We start from the raw sequence: 13,603 nt of genomic DNA on the forward strand, positions 1-13,603 counted from the left end.
TCCATGTCCGATACCGACGCAGGCGGCCACCGCCATCACGCCATCGATTACATCGAAATCGCGGTCACCGATCTGCCGGCGGCCAAGCGCTTCTATACCGAGGCGTTCGGCTGGCAGTTCAACGACTACGGCCCTGCCTATGCTGGCATCCGCAACCCGGCCGGTTCGGAAAAACCCGAGGTCGGAGGGCTGGCGCTGGCCGAACAGACGCGTCAGGGCGGCCCGCTGGTGCTGCTGTACTCCGACGATCTGGACGGCTCGGTGCGGGCGGTCGAGGCGGCGGGCGGGACCGTTGTCAACGGGCCGTACGAGTTCCCCGGCGGGCGGCGGTTCCATTTCACGGACCCGAGTTGGAACGAGCTGGGCGTGTGGGCGGAACAGTAGGTTCGCGCCCGGCGGGTGCAGGTTCTTTCCGGACCGAGTCGCCGGCGTCATCCTTGGACCGAGGCGTGGGTCCAGGGGGCGCGCCACTGCCGATGCCTAAGGCCGCTCCGGCGCAGTCCAGCCGGCGCGCCTAGCTCGCGCTCTGTTCCCGCGCGGCCGCCACGTCGGTGATCCGCGGGAACGGGCTCGCCGCCTCGAACTGGTAGGCCAGGTCCAGTAGCGTGCGTTCGGCGCCGCGGCGGGCCGACAGCTGGATCGAACCGGGCAGGTTCGCCGACATGCGCCCGTGCGGCAAAGACACGGCGGGCCCGCCGCCCACATTGTTGAGCGGGGTGAAACCGACGTAGTCGACGAGCTTGGCGAACAGCTCATCGAACGGCAGGTTCGGTGAGTGATCGCCGATCAGCGGCGCCGGATGCGAGAGCACCGGGGTGAGCAGCACATCCACCGCGGTGAAATGCCGGTCGTAGATGGCCGGGGCCGTACGCAGCCTGCGCACCGCCCGCGCCACGCTCAGCGGCCTGCTCGTCGCCAGCGCCGATAGTCCCTTGGTGAACGGATCGCGCCGCCGCGGATCGAAATGCTTGCGCTGCGCGATCCGGAACGAGGTGGACAGCAGCGCCGCCACCGCCGCCCAGTACAGCTTGAAATCCTCGATGAACTGCTCGTCGACCTCGAGCCTGGTCTCCACCAGTTCATGGCCGAGACCGGCGAACACCGCGGCCGCGGAGTCGAGCACCGCGCCGGTTTCCGGGTGCACGGCCCGGCCGCGCACGTCGTAGCGGATCACGCCGATGCGCAGCCGTCGCTCGCTCGGGCCTTCCACCAGGCCGATCGGCGGAAGCTTGGTATTGGTGTGGAAGCGTTCGGCTGCCGCCAGGTAGTGCGCGGTATCGCGCACCGACCGGGTCAGTACGCCCTCGGCGACCAGGTGGACCGGCAGCTGCCGGGCGCCGGGCTGGTCGAGCAGCCGGTTGCGGGTGGGTTTCAAGCCGACCAGGCCGTTGGCGGCGGCGGGGATGCGGGTCGAGCCGCCGCCGTCGTTGGCGTGCGCGATCGGCACCACGCCCGCCGCGACCAGCGCCGCGGAACCGCCCGAGGAGGCGCCGGCGGAGTAGTCGGTGTTCCACGGGTTGCGCGTCGGCGGACGGTCGGCGTACTCGGTGCTCGCGGTCAGCCCGAACTCCGGCAGCGTCGACTTGCCGAGCGCGACGAACCCCGGATGCAGGAACTGCGCGCCCGGCCCGCTGGTGCGCGCGGCCGGACGCGGATCGAAGGCGGCCGAACCGTGGCAGGTGGGCAGCCCGGCGATATCGGTGTTGTCCTTGACGAAAGCAGGCACCCCGGAGAACACCCCCGAGGTCGGCTGCGCGGCCCGCGCCCGCGCGAAGCATTCGACCTGAATCGCGTTGAGCTGCGGGTTCACTCGCTGTGCGCGTGCGATGGCGGCCTCGATCACCTCGGCCCGCCCCACCTGCCCGTCGCGAATCGCGGCGGCCAGCGCCACCGCGTCCATCTCGCCCAGCGCGTCGTCGGTGAATGCGTGCGTGGTCGTGCTCATGTGCTGGGTGTTCCTAACTTCCCGTCCACCAAGCGCGGCGCGGACCGTCCTGTGCGGGTCGCTCCGGCGCCGTTCGCTGTTTTCGCAGGATAACGATCTTCTGCCGCGACGGCCCCCGGACGAAAGACTGCGCAGGTCAGTACGCCGACCTCGACGTCGCGGCGGAGCAGGCAACCGTTCACGTCCCGAGTACAGCCCATACGAACGCGAAGGCCCCGGGTGAGGGATCACCCGGGGCCTTCGCTCTGAGCCGATGACGGGAATCGAACCCGCGCTACTTGCTTGGGAAGCAAGAGTTCTACCATTGAACTACATCGGCATACGCGTTCGCGCGTCCGCGAGCTTATCAGACCAAGCGCCGCGCCGGTCAACTCTTGTGGGCCGCGGCGCTCACCCACCCGCCATCGCGACATATCCGCCCCACATGAGGTATCCCGCGTTGACCGCCACACCGGCGGCCTCGGCGCGGCGGGGGCCGGTCGCGGTGCGCAGACGGTCCAGCCAGAGCAGCAGATAGACCGCGAGCATGGCGGCGGTGAGCCAGCTGCTCAGGGCGCGGGTGGCGGGCACGATGAGCATCGTGCCGAGCACGATCTCGGCGATGGCCGACACGGCGACAAGCTGTTTCGGCCGTGGCAGCCATGAGGGCACCAGGCTCGCGAAGTACGCGGGGGCCAGGAAGTGCGCGAGGCCGCAGCCGATGAGGAACAGTCCGAGCAGGGTGGCTGCGATAGCGTGCATGGGGTGAGCATGTCGCCGGAGGGCCTGTGGCGGCTTGAACGAAACGATCGCCGCGTGCTGTTCGCCTGCGACGAGTCGACGGCCGTGTTCGCCGATACCGGCAGCGCGTCGGCCGGCCGCCACGAGCACCCGGCCTGGAAGCTGCTACTTCCTATCGGCGACGGCCCGGCCGCGGTCGAGCGCGGTGCACTCCTGACGCCGCCGGCTGTGCTGATCCCGCCCCGGTGGCCGCACGCCAGCCATATCTCCGATGGCTACATCGGGATCTTCCTCGACACCCCGCTGTTGCCGCGCGGCACCGGGCCGATCGCGTTGTCCCAGCGCAGCAAGCGACGACTCCGTAACGCACTGGCGATCTCCGATGACCTCGACGGCGCACCCGACCTGGCCGCGCTCCGCCGGGAGATCACCCGGCTCGCCGGAAAGCCCGGTCCTCTCGATCCGCGCGTGGCCCGAGCGCTCGAGCATCTGCTCGAGGTGCCGACGCTGGGCGAGCTGGCACGAACCGTCGGACTGTCCGCGCCGCGGTTGCGCTACCTCGTCGACGAACAGATCGGCGTTCCACTGGCCCGGCTGCGGCGGTGGCGACGGCTGCGCTCCGCCATCGGCGTGCTGCCCACCGGATCGGTGGCCGATGCGGCCGCGCACGCGGAGTTCGCCGATCAGGCGCACTTGTCGCGGACGGCGCGGGACATGGTGGGACGCGCACCGTCGTCGCTGCTGATCTAGCTCACAACCACTGGATGCCGGTCAGCTCGGCGCTTTTTCGATGCGGGTGATGCGGGTGTGGCCGTCGAGGGTGGCGACGGTGATGATCTGGTGGAAGGTATCGGGGGGCTCGCCGGGGTACTGCTGGACCAGGTCGACGAGGTAGCGCTGGGGGGCGGAATCGGCGAGGGGGGTGATGGTGACGCAGTAGCGGGTGCCGAGGGGGACCTGGGCGATGCCGCGGTCGATGCCCGCGGCGTCGGAGACGGCGGCGTCGGCGGTGACGAAATTGCGGGCGCGGTGGCCGTCGCGGGCGACGTAGTAGGCGTGTTCGAAGCCGAAGATCGCGTCGGCGCCGGAACCCGTTCCGCCGGTGGGTGTTCCGGAGACGACGGCGCCGTCGGTGCCGTCGAGTTGCTGCACGCAGCCGTCGGCGGCGTATGGCGGCGATTCGGCGGGTGACTCGGGTGGTGCCGATGTGGGCGCGGCGGTGGCGGTCGGCAGCTGGTTGCCGCCGTTGGGTTGCTCGGCCGCGTTGGGTGCTTGTCCGCGGACGTCGGCGGTCACCGTGCGCTTGTCGTCGCCGTCGGTCGAGGTCGAGATGACGACGGCGACGGCCGCGATTCCGATGGCGAGGCCGACACCCATCAGGATGCTCAGTGCCCGGCCGCCGCCGCTACCGTCTTCGCTGGTCGCGCGCTTCGCCTTGGGCACGCGCCTGCCGCCGCCGATCTTGCCGCTGCGATCGATCAGCGGCGGCAGCAGCGACGGCTCGTGATCGAGGTAGGCGGCGACCGTCTCCTCGGGGGCGTCGTACTCCGGTTCCTGCTGCCACTGTTCGAGCTCGTCGTCGGCGGGTTTTTCGGTGGCCGCAGGCGGTTCGAGTGGGCCGGTGGGGGTTTCGAGCCAGTCGTCCCAGCTGCCTTCGCGTTGTCCCGGCCCGTCCGGCTGCGCGCCGGCCGCAGGTGGCGGCCTGCGCCGGCGTCCGCGTTTGCGCGGCGGCGGCACCCGCACCATCGGCAGCCCGGGGTCGAACGGGTTGTCGCTCATCGGTCGTCGTCGGCGCCGATCGCGGGTGCGGTGACCATGGTCGGCAGGGCCGCGGGAACGGTCACACCGAGCTGCCCTGGCCGCGGCTTGCGTTCCTGATCGCCGCCGCCCTGACCGGTGCCCGGTGGAATGACCATGCCGCCGTGGTGCCCACCCGAGGACGGGGGCGGCGCGGCGAACGGCCCACCACCACCGCCGCCGTTGTCGGACGGCTTGGGCTCGGCCGGAATCGACCGCGGCGGGGCCGGGGGCGGCGCTGCCATCGCCGCACCGGGGGCCGACGGGGCCGTCTCCGGTTTCGGTGCGGGCCCGCCACCGAAGTCGAAGGCCTTCGGCGGGACGGGGTTGCCCGGGGTGCCGGCCGGTGCGGTCGAGGCGGGGCCGGTCTTGGCGTCGTCGGCCTTGTCCGGGTTGAGCGCCTGCTCGATCGCGGTGCCTGCCTGCGCGCCGACCGTGTCGACCACTTTCAGGCCCACATCGGCGATCCGGTCGATGATCTTCGTGCCGAGTTCCACCCCGGCGTCGATGGCGGTGGTGCCGAGCTGCACGCCGGCGGCCACGAGCTGCTGCTGCAACTGCAACTGCATCACCAGCGCCGGGTCCATCGGCTGGCCGGGGACCGTTCCCGGCACGGTTGTGGTGGTACCAGGGGTAGTGAGCACGCCCTGCGGGGTGGTCATCGTCATCGGACCCATATCGCGCAATCGCTGCCGATGACCGTCCATCTCGCCCTGGGCCGTGTTCACCACGCCGAGCGCCTCCCGGATGGCTTGGGCGGCACGGTCGATGACGGCATCGGTTTCCGGGGCCGAGGTGGCGGTGTCCAGGATGGCGCGGGCGTCGCGGCGGAAATCGTCGATGATGACGTCGACCTCACGGGCGGCGCGGCTGCTGGTGCCGTGCGCGTCCGACAGCAGCGCCGCGTACAGCGGGCCCCGGTCCGCGACGGCGCCGATCTCGCTGCGCGTGGTGCGGATGACGGGCACCGCGGTATCGGCGGCCTGCCCCGTCCACGACGATTCCAGCGCGTGCAGGCCACGGGTCTGGGTGGATTCGGTGGCGTCGGCGGTGGCCGATGCGGTGGTCAACGCGCCCAATACCTGCTGGTCGGGGGCGGGTGCGCCGGAGCCGAGCCCGGAACGCAAGCGCCGCAGCGGTTCGGCCAGCACCGTGACCATGGGCGGATCGGAGATCGGTTTCATGCCTGCTCACCCGCCCGGCCGAGTGCGGCGGCGGTGGTCGAGTCCTGGTCGGCGGCCGCCGCGGCCTGCCCCTGCACCGTCTGCCCGTAGGCGGTGACCAGCGTCGCCGCCGTGGTCAGCGCGGTGTGGTCGTCGGCGACGGCCGCGACGAACTCGGTCGCGAAATCGGCGCCGAGCAGCCCGACTCCGGCGGCGATGCGAGCGATATCGGTGCCCGGCTCCAACTGGGCCGCCGCACCCGCGAGCTCACCTGCCACCTGATCCGCGACCACCTTGTATGTGTTCACCGCATCCGGATCGATCCGCACAGTTCGCGCCACTTCGGCCCCCTTCGCTCGTCGTTCGGGTACGACTGGACTGTAGAACACAAGCCTTGACCCAGCGCCTTCCACGATGGGTTACCCAGCGGGACACCGCAACCCCCACGACCGAAACCGGACGCCCGCGCGTGTCGTGTCCGGTTGACGACGGCGCGTCGCGACTCAGCCGGCGCGCAGCAGCCGGAAGCGGGAGCCGTGGAAGATGAGCGGTTCGCGGTGCGGATGGGTGGCGATGCGGTCGATGCCGAGGATGACGACCTGGTGATCACCCGCCGGAACCTGCGCTTGCACGGTCCCTTCGATCCAGGCCGAGGCACCGTCGATGAACACCGCGTCGCCACTGCCGTGATGCAGGTCGAGGCCATGGAAGCGATCGGCGGACTTGCTGCCGAGGGCACGCGCGGCGTCCTGCTGGTCGGTGCCGAGCAGGCTCAACCCGAGCTGATCGGCGCCGGTCAATCGCGGCCAGGTGGTGGAGGTGTTCTGCACGCAGAACGACACCAGCGGCGGATCGAGCGAGACGGGCACGAAGGTCGCCACCGCCAAACCGTGCGGTACCCCGTCGACCCGGGCGCAGACCGCGACGACGCCGCTGGGGAAATTCGCGAACGCGCGGCGCAGACCGGCGCCGTCGGCGGGTGAGGAGAACAGCTCATCCATGGTTGGGCACTCCTGTTCCGGCCAGCGCCGCGACCACCGGCCGCCACCGCTCGGCGTAGGCGGCGATGACGCCGTCGTCGCGGAAGGTTCGATCCGACAGGTAGAGCCCGGGCAGGGCCGTCGCACCCAGTTCCACCAGAACCGGCTTGAGCAGCAGGTCGGATGCGAGGGCGTGCGCTGGTCCGGCGCCGAGCATCAGCGGTACGGCCACCACCCCGGCCAATCCGGTGCCGCCGTCGAACTGTTCGAGAAACAGCTTCAGCAGGCCGGTGTAGGTGGCCTTGAAGGTGGGGCTGGCGAATACCACCAGTTCGGAGGCGGCAACCGTGCGCACCGCCTCGCCGACCTGCTGGTCACCCCACGACAGCAGGGCCGGGCCGAACGACACCAGATCCACCACGGCCGGGTCGGACTCCGGTCGCAGGGTTTCGGCGAGCAGCGTCGCCGCGGTCAGGGTGCGCGAGGCGGGTTTCGGATTGCCGACGACCACCGTCACTGCCACTTTCGTCTCCTCACTTCTCAGATCACACCGTGCAGCGGTGGCGGTGTGCCGTGCAGCACCGACCGCCCGATGTGCTGGTACTTCCACCGGACCGGATCGTGCAGGGTGTGCGTGCGGGCATTGCGCCAGAAGTGGTGCAGATTGGCTTCCGCTGCGGCGCTGCGCGTTCCGGAGACCTCGAAGAGTGCGGCGGATACCTCATTCGCGGCGCGGTCGGCCACGATCTTGGCGGTGGCGACCGCTAGCGACGCCTCGGCGGCGAGTGATCGCTGGTCGGACGGCTGGGCTGCGTCGAGTGACAGCGCAGGGAAGCTGGAGGTATGCCCGGTCCCGGCGGACTCGGATGACAGCGCTGCCGACACGTCGTGCTGTGCGGACTCGCCATGGCGCCTTTCGCGCGGAAGTGCCACAGTGGCAGCACCGTCGAGTACCGGAAGGCCTGCGGACTCACGCGGCGGGTCGGCGTGATCGACGTTGTGCGGAACTGCCGCCGTTGCGGCGTCGACCGCAGTCCCGGCGGCTGCCAGCGTGGCCTCGGCCGTTCGCACGGCGACCGCCAATTCCCCGAAACGCTGGATCAGCAGGGGATCATCCACGGCCCGATCCACGCCCGCCTCGAACCACGGCCGCGACTTGGTACGCACGAATTTCGTTGCCGCGGCGAGGGCTCCGCGTGCGATGCCGGTGTCGATCGCCGCGTGCAGCAGTTGAGCGAACGCGCCGTAGCCGCTGGGTGCGCCGACCGCTGCTGCCCGGGCGACCAGCTGATCGTGCGTGACCAGCACACCATCGAACTCGACGGTCCCGCTGCCCGTGGTGCGCTGGCCGATGCCGTGCCAGTCGTCGACGATCCGGACGCCGTCGGTGTCGGCGGGCAGGAACGCTACGTACTCCCCCGGCGGCAACCCGGACCGGCCGTCCGGATCGTCGAGCCGGGTGAGCACGGCGAGGATGTCGGCGAACAGTGAACCGGTGCAGTAGAACTTGGTGCCGTCTACGCGAAAGCCGGAACCCGACGGCCGGACGGTGGTGGAGATATCGGCCACCGTCGCCCCCGATCGCTCCGATTGCGCATTCGCGATCCGGGCCCCGTCGAGTACGGCCCCGAAATACCTGCTCCGCTGTTGCGGCGAGCCGGCCAATCGCAGCAGGTTCAGATAGACGAAATGGCTGTGCGGGATCTGCGCGATATTCGGATCGGCCGCGGCGAGAATGCGCACCACATCGGCGACCACGCTCGGCGGCAACTGCGCGCCACCGTACTCGGCGGGCACGGTGATGGCGAGCAGTCCGGAGGAAGCCAGCTGATCTATTTCCGCATAGGGCAACTCGCGATCCCGATCCCGCGCCGCCGCGCCTTCGGCGAACTCGCGCGCGAGCCGGCCGGCCACCGCGCGGGCGTGCGCGGCGGAGGTGATGCGGTCGGCGGCGACGGCGGTCATCGTCCGGCTGCGACGGGCGTGCGCGCCGCCTCCAGTTCCCGCACCAGCGGCAGCACCTTGGCGCCGAAGTATTCGATCTCCTCCTGGAAGTGCAGGAATCCACCGAGAATCAGATCGACGCCGAGGTCGCGGTAGGCCACGATCCGTTCGGCCACCTGCTCGGGTGTGCCGATCAGCTGGGTGCGGAAGCCGTCGTTGTATTGCACGAGGTCCTCGAAGGTGGAATCGGCTCACATGCCCTTGCCGTCGCGGGTGGAGGCACCGGCCTGCTGGACGGCATCGCGGAACCCTTGCACCGCGGGCTTGTTCGCTTTCTCGATGATTTCGCGGAGGGTGTCGCGGGCTTCCTTTTCGGTGTCGCGGGCGATGATGAACCCGTTGAGGCCGAACTTCACCTCCCGCTGATGCTCGCGCGCGACCGCACGCAGATCGTCCAGCTGTTCGGTGACGCCGTCGAAATCCTTGCCGTTGGAGAAGTACCAGTCGGCGAAACGACCACCGTTGCGGCGTGCCGCCGTCGAGTTACCACCTTGGAACAGTTCGGGATTGGGGCGTTCCGGGGAATTGAGCGGTTTCGGCTTCAGCGTGAAATCACGGATGCGATAGAAATCGCCGCCGTAGTTCACATTGTCCTCGGTCCAGATCTTGCGGATCACCTCGAGGAATTCGGCACTGCGCCGGTATCTTTCGTCGTGTTCGAGCCACGGCTCACCGAGTGCGGTGAATTCACCGGCGAACCAGCCCGACACCACATTGATGGCGAAGCGCCCGTTGGACAGATGGTCGGCGGTCGCGCCGAACTTGGCCAGGACCGCCGGATGCCACAGCCCGGGATGCACCGCGGCGATCACCTTCAGCCGCTCGGTGGCGCCGAGCAGGGCCAGGCTGAACGAGGTGGATTCGTGCTGGAATTCGGCGCCGTAGGAGGCGGTGTAGCGCACCTGGGAGAGCGCGTAGTCGAAACCATTGTTCTCGGCGGTCTGCGCGAGCTTCTTGTTGTACTCGAAATCCCAGCTGGTGCGCTGTTCGATATCGCTGGTCACCAGGCCACCACTCACGTTGGGCACCCAGTAGGCGAACCGGATCCGGTCGGTGATCTGCTCGGTGGTCATAGTCGCTCCAAGGTCGGGTTCGTGGTTGCCGGGCCGGTGCCGGGTGGACGGTCGGCGCACCATCCACTCCAGCACCGGGCCCGTTACCGGACGAGGGTTTGAATCTGTGCGATCGGATCGCGAGTCAGCCCACGGCGAGCGCGGGCGCGAACGACGACCGCTCGAACCGGCCCGCAGGCGCGAACCGTCCGAGCAACTCGGTGGCGTCGACGCCGGTGACCTGCGTGATGTAGGCGGCGGCGTCGGCGGCCGAGTCGATGGCGAGCAGGGGCTGGGGGCGGTGCAGCAACCCCACCAGCGCCGAGGCGAACCGCGGGTCGACGGCCGCGGCCGCGAAGAACAGCTCGGCGATCTCGCCGAGAGCGGGATCGCTGAGGAACAGCCTGGTCACCTTGTTGGCGGCGTCGCTGCGGGCGGCGAGGAAGCTGTCGTACTGCGCCTGCAGCCAGGCCGCGTCGAACGGACCGTCGTGCACGGCGGCCGCCGCGATCAGCCGCTGCGCCTGGATCAGACCGCTCTGCGCGCCCTGCCCGGCGATCGGGTCGTAGGCGACGGCGGTGTCACCGAGAGCGGCGACCACATGACCGTTGGCCGTGTGGCCGACCCCGGCCCGGACCACCGGCCGCACCGCGCCCTTCAGCCAGGAATGCGGGTCCTCGGCGATGACCTCGGTGGCGAGTACCTCCGGCAGATCCCATTCGGCGAAATCGCGGTAGAGGTCCTTGACGATGCGCAGTGCGGATTCAGCGGAATCGGCTGCGGCGAACCGCGATTCCCACTCACTGCCCGGCCGCGCCCAACCCAGGAACGCCCAGCTCGGGCCCGCGTCCTTGTGCAGGTACGGACCCCACCAGCCTTCGCCCTGGTCGGCGATGATGGAGAAGCCGCTGTGCGCACCGCCGGCCGGGCCGCGATGGGCGAACACGCCCTGATCGTGGCCGAGACCGGTGACGGTGACCGTCAGCAGGGAACGCTGCGGCTTGTCGTAGACGGTGCGCTGCGGGTCGATGGCGAACAGGTCGGACAGACCGCCCTTGCCGGTCGCGACGAGGGTGAGGTCATTGGCGGCGGCGATGGTGTCCAGCGTTTCCGGCGTGACCGGTTCGACGAGGAACGCGCCGCCGCGCTCACGGAAGGTGGTGAGCCGATCGTCGGCCTTGAGCCTGGTATCGACCGCGACGCCGACATAGCCGTCGAACTGCCCGTCGAAGGCGATGAGCTCGGCCTTGTCCGGCCCGACGATGCGCGCGCTGAGGCCGGTGTGCCGTGGCGCGCGCCCGGTGTAGCTGTCCAGGCCGAGCGCGGCCTCGGCCTGCTGGGTCTCGCCGAATTCGAGGGCGGTGCCGGTGGCGGGCACATCGTCGCGCAGCGCACGCTGATCGCGATCGCTGTAGAGGGTGACGTCGAAGCCTGCGTCGAGCAGGCCGAGGGCCGCAGTGACGCCGGTCTGGCCGGCGCCGATCACCGCGGCCGAACGGGTGGAGCGGGAAGCGGAATGCTGCGTTGTCATGGGTGAATGGTGCTGGTGTCCAATCTCTTCCGGCAGTATTGCGATCACGCAGAATCAATAGGGAGACCGTATGACGATGACGCATACCATGGCGGCATGTCGTTCACCGTCACCGAATTGAGTGGGGACCGCACCGAGCAGTACCGCGGGCTCGCCGAACAGGCGCGGGCGCTGGTCGCCGGCGAATCCGACCGGATCGCCAATGCCGCGAACCTGTCCGCGCTGCTGTTCCACACCCTGCCCGACCTCAACTGGGCCGGTTTCTACTTCTTCGACGGACACGAACTGGTGGTCGGCCCGTTCCAGGGCAAACCCGCCTGCGTGCGGATCGCCCTCGGCAAGGGGGTGTGCGGTACCGCCGCCACCACCCGCGTCACCCAGCTCGTCCCCGACGTGCACGCCTTCCCCGGGCATATCGCCTGCGACGCGGACACCCGCTCGGAAATCGTGATCCCGCTGGTGCGCGAGGGTGAGCTGATCGGCGTCCTCGATCTCGACAGCCCGCTGCCCGGGCGTTTCGACACCACCGACCGCCTCGGGTTGGAGGCCGTGGCCGGGATCTTCCTCGCCTCGTTCTGAACCGACTACGACGACACACACACACTCGTCGGCCTGGTTTTGACGTCCTCCCCGGTCTGAAGGCCGAGGATTCCTACCAGCGTCGTGCCGGACGCTCTCGGTGGGTTCCTGTTTCACTGGGGCTCGCTTCCCGCTAGGCGGAAAGGCTGACAGCCCCTCCGCAGGCGTTTCGCCTCTCCGCCCGTCCGGCGGCGAGGATATTTATCGCGGCGTTCAGATCCCGGTCGTGGACCGCGCCGCAAGGGCACCCCCATTCCCGCACCGACAGCGGTTTCCTTCCATCGACCCGCCCACATGTCGAGCAGGTTTGCGACGACGGGAACAACCGATCGACCTTGCCGAAGTGCCGCCCATATCGGGCAGCTTTCTCCTCGACCATCCGGGTGAACATGCCCCACCCGGCGTCGTGGACCGACTTCGCCAACCGTGTCCGTGCCAAACCGGTCACGCACAAGTCCTCGACATAGATCGCTTGGTTCTCGCGGATCAGTGTCGTGGACTGTTTGTGCGCGAAGTCGCGCCTGGCATCGGCGACCTTGGCGTGGGCTTTGGCAACCCGCAAGCGTGCCTTGGCCCGGTTATTGCTGCCCTTGTCCTTGCGGGACAAGTCCTGTTGCGCTTTGCGGAGTCGGCGTTCGGCTCGGCGCAGGAATTTCGGAGAGGCGACGGTCTTACCGTTGGACAAGACCGCGAACGTGGTCAACCCCAAGTCGACACCGATCTCGATATCGACCTCGGGCAGCGGTTGCGGGTCGAGATCGACGACAAACGACGCGAAGTACCGGCCCGCAGAGTCCTTGATGACCGTCACCGACGACGGTTCGGACGGCAAGTCGCGAGACCAGCGGACCGCAACGTCGCCGATCTTCGGTAGGCGCAATTTCCGACCCGTCGTGACCGCGAAGCGAGCATTGCGAGTGAATCGGATGGCCTGCCGGTGGTCGCGGCGAGACCGAAATCGCGGTGCCCCGACCTTGCGGCCTTTCCGTTTCCCGGTGACCGAGGCGAAGAAGTTGCGGTAGGCCGTGTTCGCATCGGCGAGTGCCTGCTGCAACACCACCGACGACACCTCACTCAGCCACACCCGCTCGGGCGTGGCCTTGGCCGCGGAGAGGGCTTTGGACAGTTCCGCATCCTTCGGGTACGGCAGGCCGTCGCGGCGCGCTTGTTCGCGTGCGGCGATCGCATCGTTGAACACGACCCGAGCGCACCCGAAGGCGCGCGCCAGCGCCGCCTGTTGCCCCGGTGTGGGGTTCAGGCGGTACTGGTATCGGAGCTGCACCACACAAGTCTAGCATTGGTTTATGACCGCCATCAGCGATATTCGTACTGGTAGACACTGCACTTTTATCCTTCACGCACATTTGGTTTTTATCACCAAGTATCGGCATCGCGTGTTCGCCGACCGGCACCTGAAACGGATGGAGGAGATCATGCGGGCGGTATGCGCGGACTTCGAGGTCGAACTGGTCGAGTTCAACGGCGACAGCGACCATGTCCACCTGCTGGTGCACTTCCCCCCAAAAGTCGCTCTGTCGAAGCTGGTGAACAGTCTCAAGGGCGTGTCATCGCGGCGGATGCGGCAGGAGTTCCCCGAACTGGTTCGCCACTACTGGCGTGCGCAGCGCTTATGGTCGGGTTCGTATTTCGCCGGATCGGTGGGAGGCCCTCCGATCAGTGTGCTGCGGCAGTACATTGAGCAGCAGAGCCGCCCCATCTAGGCACCCTCGGCTCTTGGCAGGCCTCCCGTGCGCCTCCATCTCCCCTGCGAAAGACGGAGCACTAGCGCGCACTCTTGTAGCGGTGCGACTGATCCTCCGGATGACGCCACA

14 protein-coding genes, 1 tRNA gene and 1 pseudogene are annotated in these 13,603 nt (G+C 68.9%); 4 read left to right on the plus strand and 12 right to left on the minus strand.

Translation table 11 applies throughout. The annotated features are described in order from the left end of the window. Positions 1–3 precede the first annotated feature (3 nt). Positions 4–384, plus strand: coding sequence for a VOC family protein (locus tag FEK34_RS23770; protein ID WP_138451170.1), 381 nt, complete (start codon positions 4–6; stop codon positions 382–384). A 130-nt stretch (positions 385–514) separates the two neighbouring features. Here FEK34_RS23770 and FEK34_RS23775 read toward each other — a convergent pair whose 3' ends face one another. The 3 genes from FEK34_RS23775 to FEK34_RS23785 all read right to left on the minus strand — a co-directional run bounded on the left by FEK34_RS23775 (position 515) and on the right by FEK34_RS23785 (position 2,686). After that, positions 515–1,945, minus strand: coding sequence for an amidase (locus tag FEK34_RS23775; RefSeq protein ID WP_138451173.1), 1,431 nt, complete (start codon positions 1,943–1,945; stop codon positions 515–517). Between the two features lie 248 nt (positions 1,946–2,193). Next, positions 2,194–2,264, minus strand: a tRNA-Gly gene (locus FEK34_RS23780). 71 nt (positions 2,265–2,335) lie between these two features. Continuing rightward, on the minus strand, positions 2,336–2,686 hold the full coding sequence (locus tag FEK34_RS23785) for a DoxX family protein (RefSeq protein ID WP_138451177.1): 351 nt from the start codon (positions 2,684–2,686) through the stop codon (positions 2,336–2,338). 9 nt (positions 2,687–2,695) lie between these two features. On the opposite strand from FEK34_RS23785, the gene FEK34_RS23790 reads away from it, so the two are divergent. Continuing rightward, a complete protein-coding gene (locus FEK34_RS23790) occupies positions 2,696–3,415 on the plus strand; it encodes a helix-turn-helix domain-containing protein (protein WP_249359565.1) in 720 nt (239 codons plus the stop codon). Between the two features lie 21 nt (positions 3,416–3,436). Here FEK34_RS23790 and FEK34_RS23795 read toward each other — a convergent pair whose 3' ends face one another. The 8 genes and pseudogenes from FEK34_RS23795 to FEK34_RS23835 all read right to left on the minus strand — a co-directional run bounded on the left by FEK34_RS23795 (position 3,437) and on the right by FEK34_RS23835 (position 11,192). Further along, on the minus strand, positions 3,437–4,444 hold the full coding sequence (locus FEK34_RS23795) for a hypothetical protein (RefSeq protein WP_138451180.1): 1,008 nt from the start codon (positions 4,442–4,444) through the stop codon (positions 3,437–3,439). Next, positions 4,441–5,646 carry a hypothetical protein gene (locus FEK34_RS23800; RefSeq protein ID WP_138451183.1) on the minus strand — a complete coding sequence of 402 codons (1,206 nt, stop codon included), beginning with the start codon at positions 5,644–5,646 and terminating at the stop codon, positions 4,441–4,443. Before FEK34_RS23800 ends, FEK34_RS23795 begins: the two co-directional genes overlap by 4 nt. Continuing rightward, complete coding sequence (locus tag FEK34_RS23805; RefSeq protein WP_138451185.1) at positions 5,643–5,966, minus strand: hypothetical protein; 324 nt, start codon at positions 5,964–5,966, stop codon at positions 5,643–5,645. The genes FEK34_RS23800 and FEK34_RS23805 overlap by 4 nt, the downstream gene beginning before the upstream one ends. Before the next feature lie 162 nt (positions 5,967–6,128). Beyond that, entirely contained in the window at positions 6,129–6,626 is a 498-nt protein-coding gene (locus FEK34_RS23810; protein ID WP_138451188.1) for a flavin reductase family protein, read from the minus strand. Further along, positions 6,619–7,128, minus strand: a complete 510-nt coding sequence (locus FEK34_RS23815) for an NAD(P)H-dependent oxidoreductase (protein ID WP_138451190.1) — start codon at positions 7,126–7,128, stop codon at positions 6,619–6,621. Before FEK34_RS23815 ends, FEK34_RS23810 begins: the two co-directional genes overlap by 8 nt. A gap of 17 nt (positions 7,129–7,145) precedes the next feature. Further along, positions 7,146–8,570: an acyl-CoA dehydrogenase family protein gene (locus FEK34_RS23825; protein WP_249359538.1), complete on the minus strand. Its 1,425-nt coding sequence runs from the start codon at positions 8,568–8,570 to the stop codon at positions 7,146–7,148. Next, positions 8,567–9,682 (minus strand): annotated as a pseudogene (sfnG, locus tag FEK34_RS23830) (dimethylsulfone monooxygenase SfnG). Before sfnG ends, FEK34_RS23825 begins: the two are co-directional and overlap by 4 nt. Before the next feature lie 124 nt (positions 9,683–9,806). Further along, the gene (locus FEK34_RS23835) at positions 9,807–11,192 is read right to left on the minus strand and encodes a styrene monooxygenase/indole monooxygenase family protein (RefSeq protein WP_138451192.1); all 1,386 of its coding nucleotides are present in this window, start codon (positions 11,190–11,192) and stop codon (positions 9,807–9,809) included. A 96-nt stretch (positions 11,193–11,288) separates the two neighbouring features. Between FEK34_RS23835 and FEK34_RS23840 the strand changes: the two genes are divergently transcribed. Continuing rightward, on the plus strand, positions 11,289–11,771 hold the full coding sequence (locus FEK34_RS23840; protein WP_138451194.1) for a GAF domain-containing protein: 483 nt from the start codon (positions 11,289–11,291) through the stop codon (positions 11,769–11,771). Positions 11,772–11,904: 133 nt separating this feature from the next. On the opposite strand, the gene FEK34_RS23845 is transcribed toward FEK34_RS23840, so the two are convergent. After that, the gene (locus FEK34_RS23845) at positions 11,905–13,053 is read right to left on the minus strand and encodes an RNA-guided endonuclease InsQ/TnpB family protein (protein ID WP_138451196.1); all 1,149 of its coding nucleotides are present in this window, start codon (positions 13,051–13,053) and stop codon (positions 11,905–11,907) included. Positions 13,054–13,075: 22 nt separating this feature from the next. Between FEK34_RS23845 and tnpA the strand changes: the two genes are divergently transcribed. Next, a complete protein-coding gene (tnpA, locus tag FEK34_RS23850; RefSeq protein WP_138451198.1) occupies positions 13,076–13,492 on the plus strand; it encodes an IS200/IS605 family transposase in 417 nt (138 codons plus the stop codon). Positions 13,493–13,603: the final 111 nt, after the last annotated feature.

This window comes from Nocardia cyriacigeorgica (assembly GCF_005863245.1).
Classification (GTDB): Bacteria; Actinomycetota; Actinomycetes; order Mycobacteriales; family Mycobacteriaceae; genus Nocardia; species Nocardia cyriacigeorgica_C.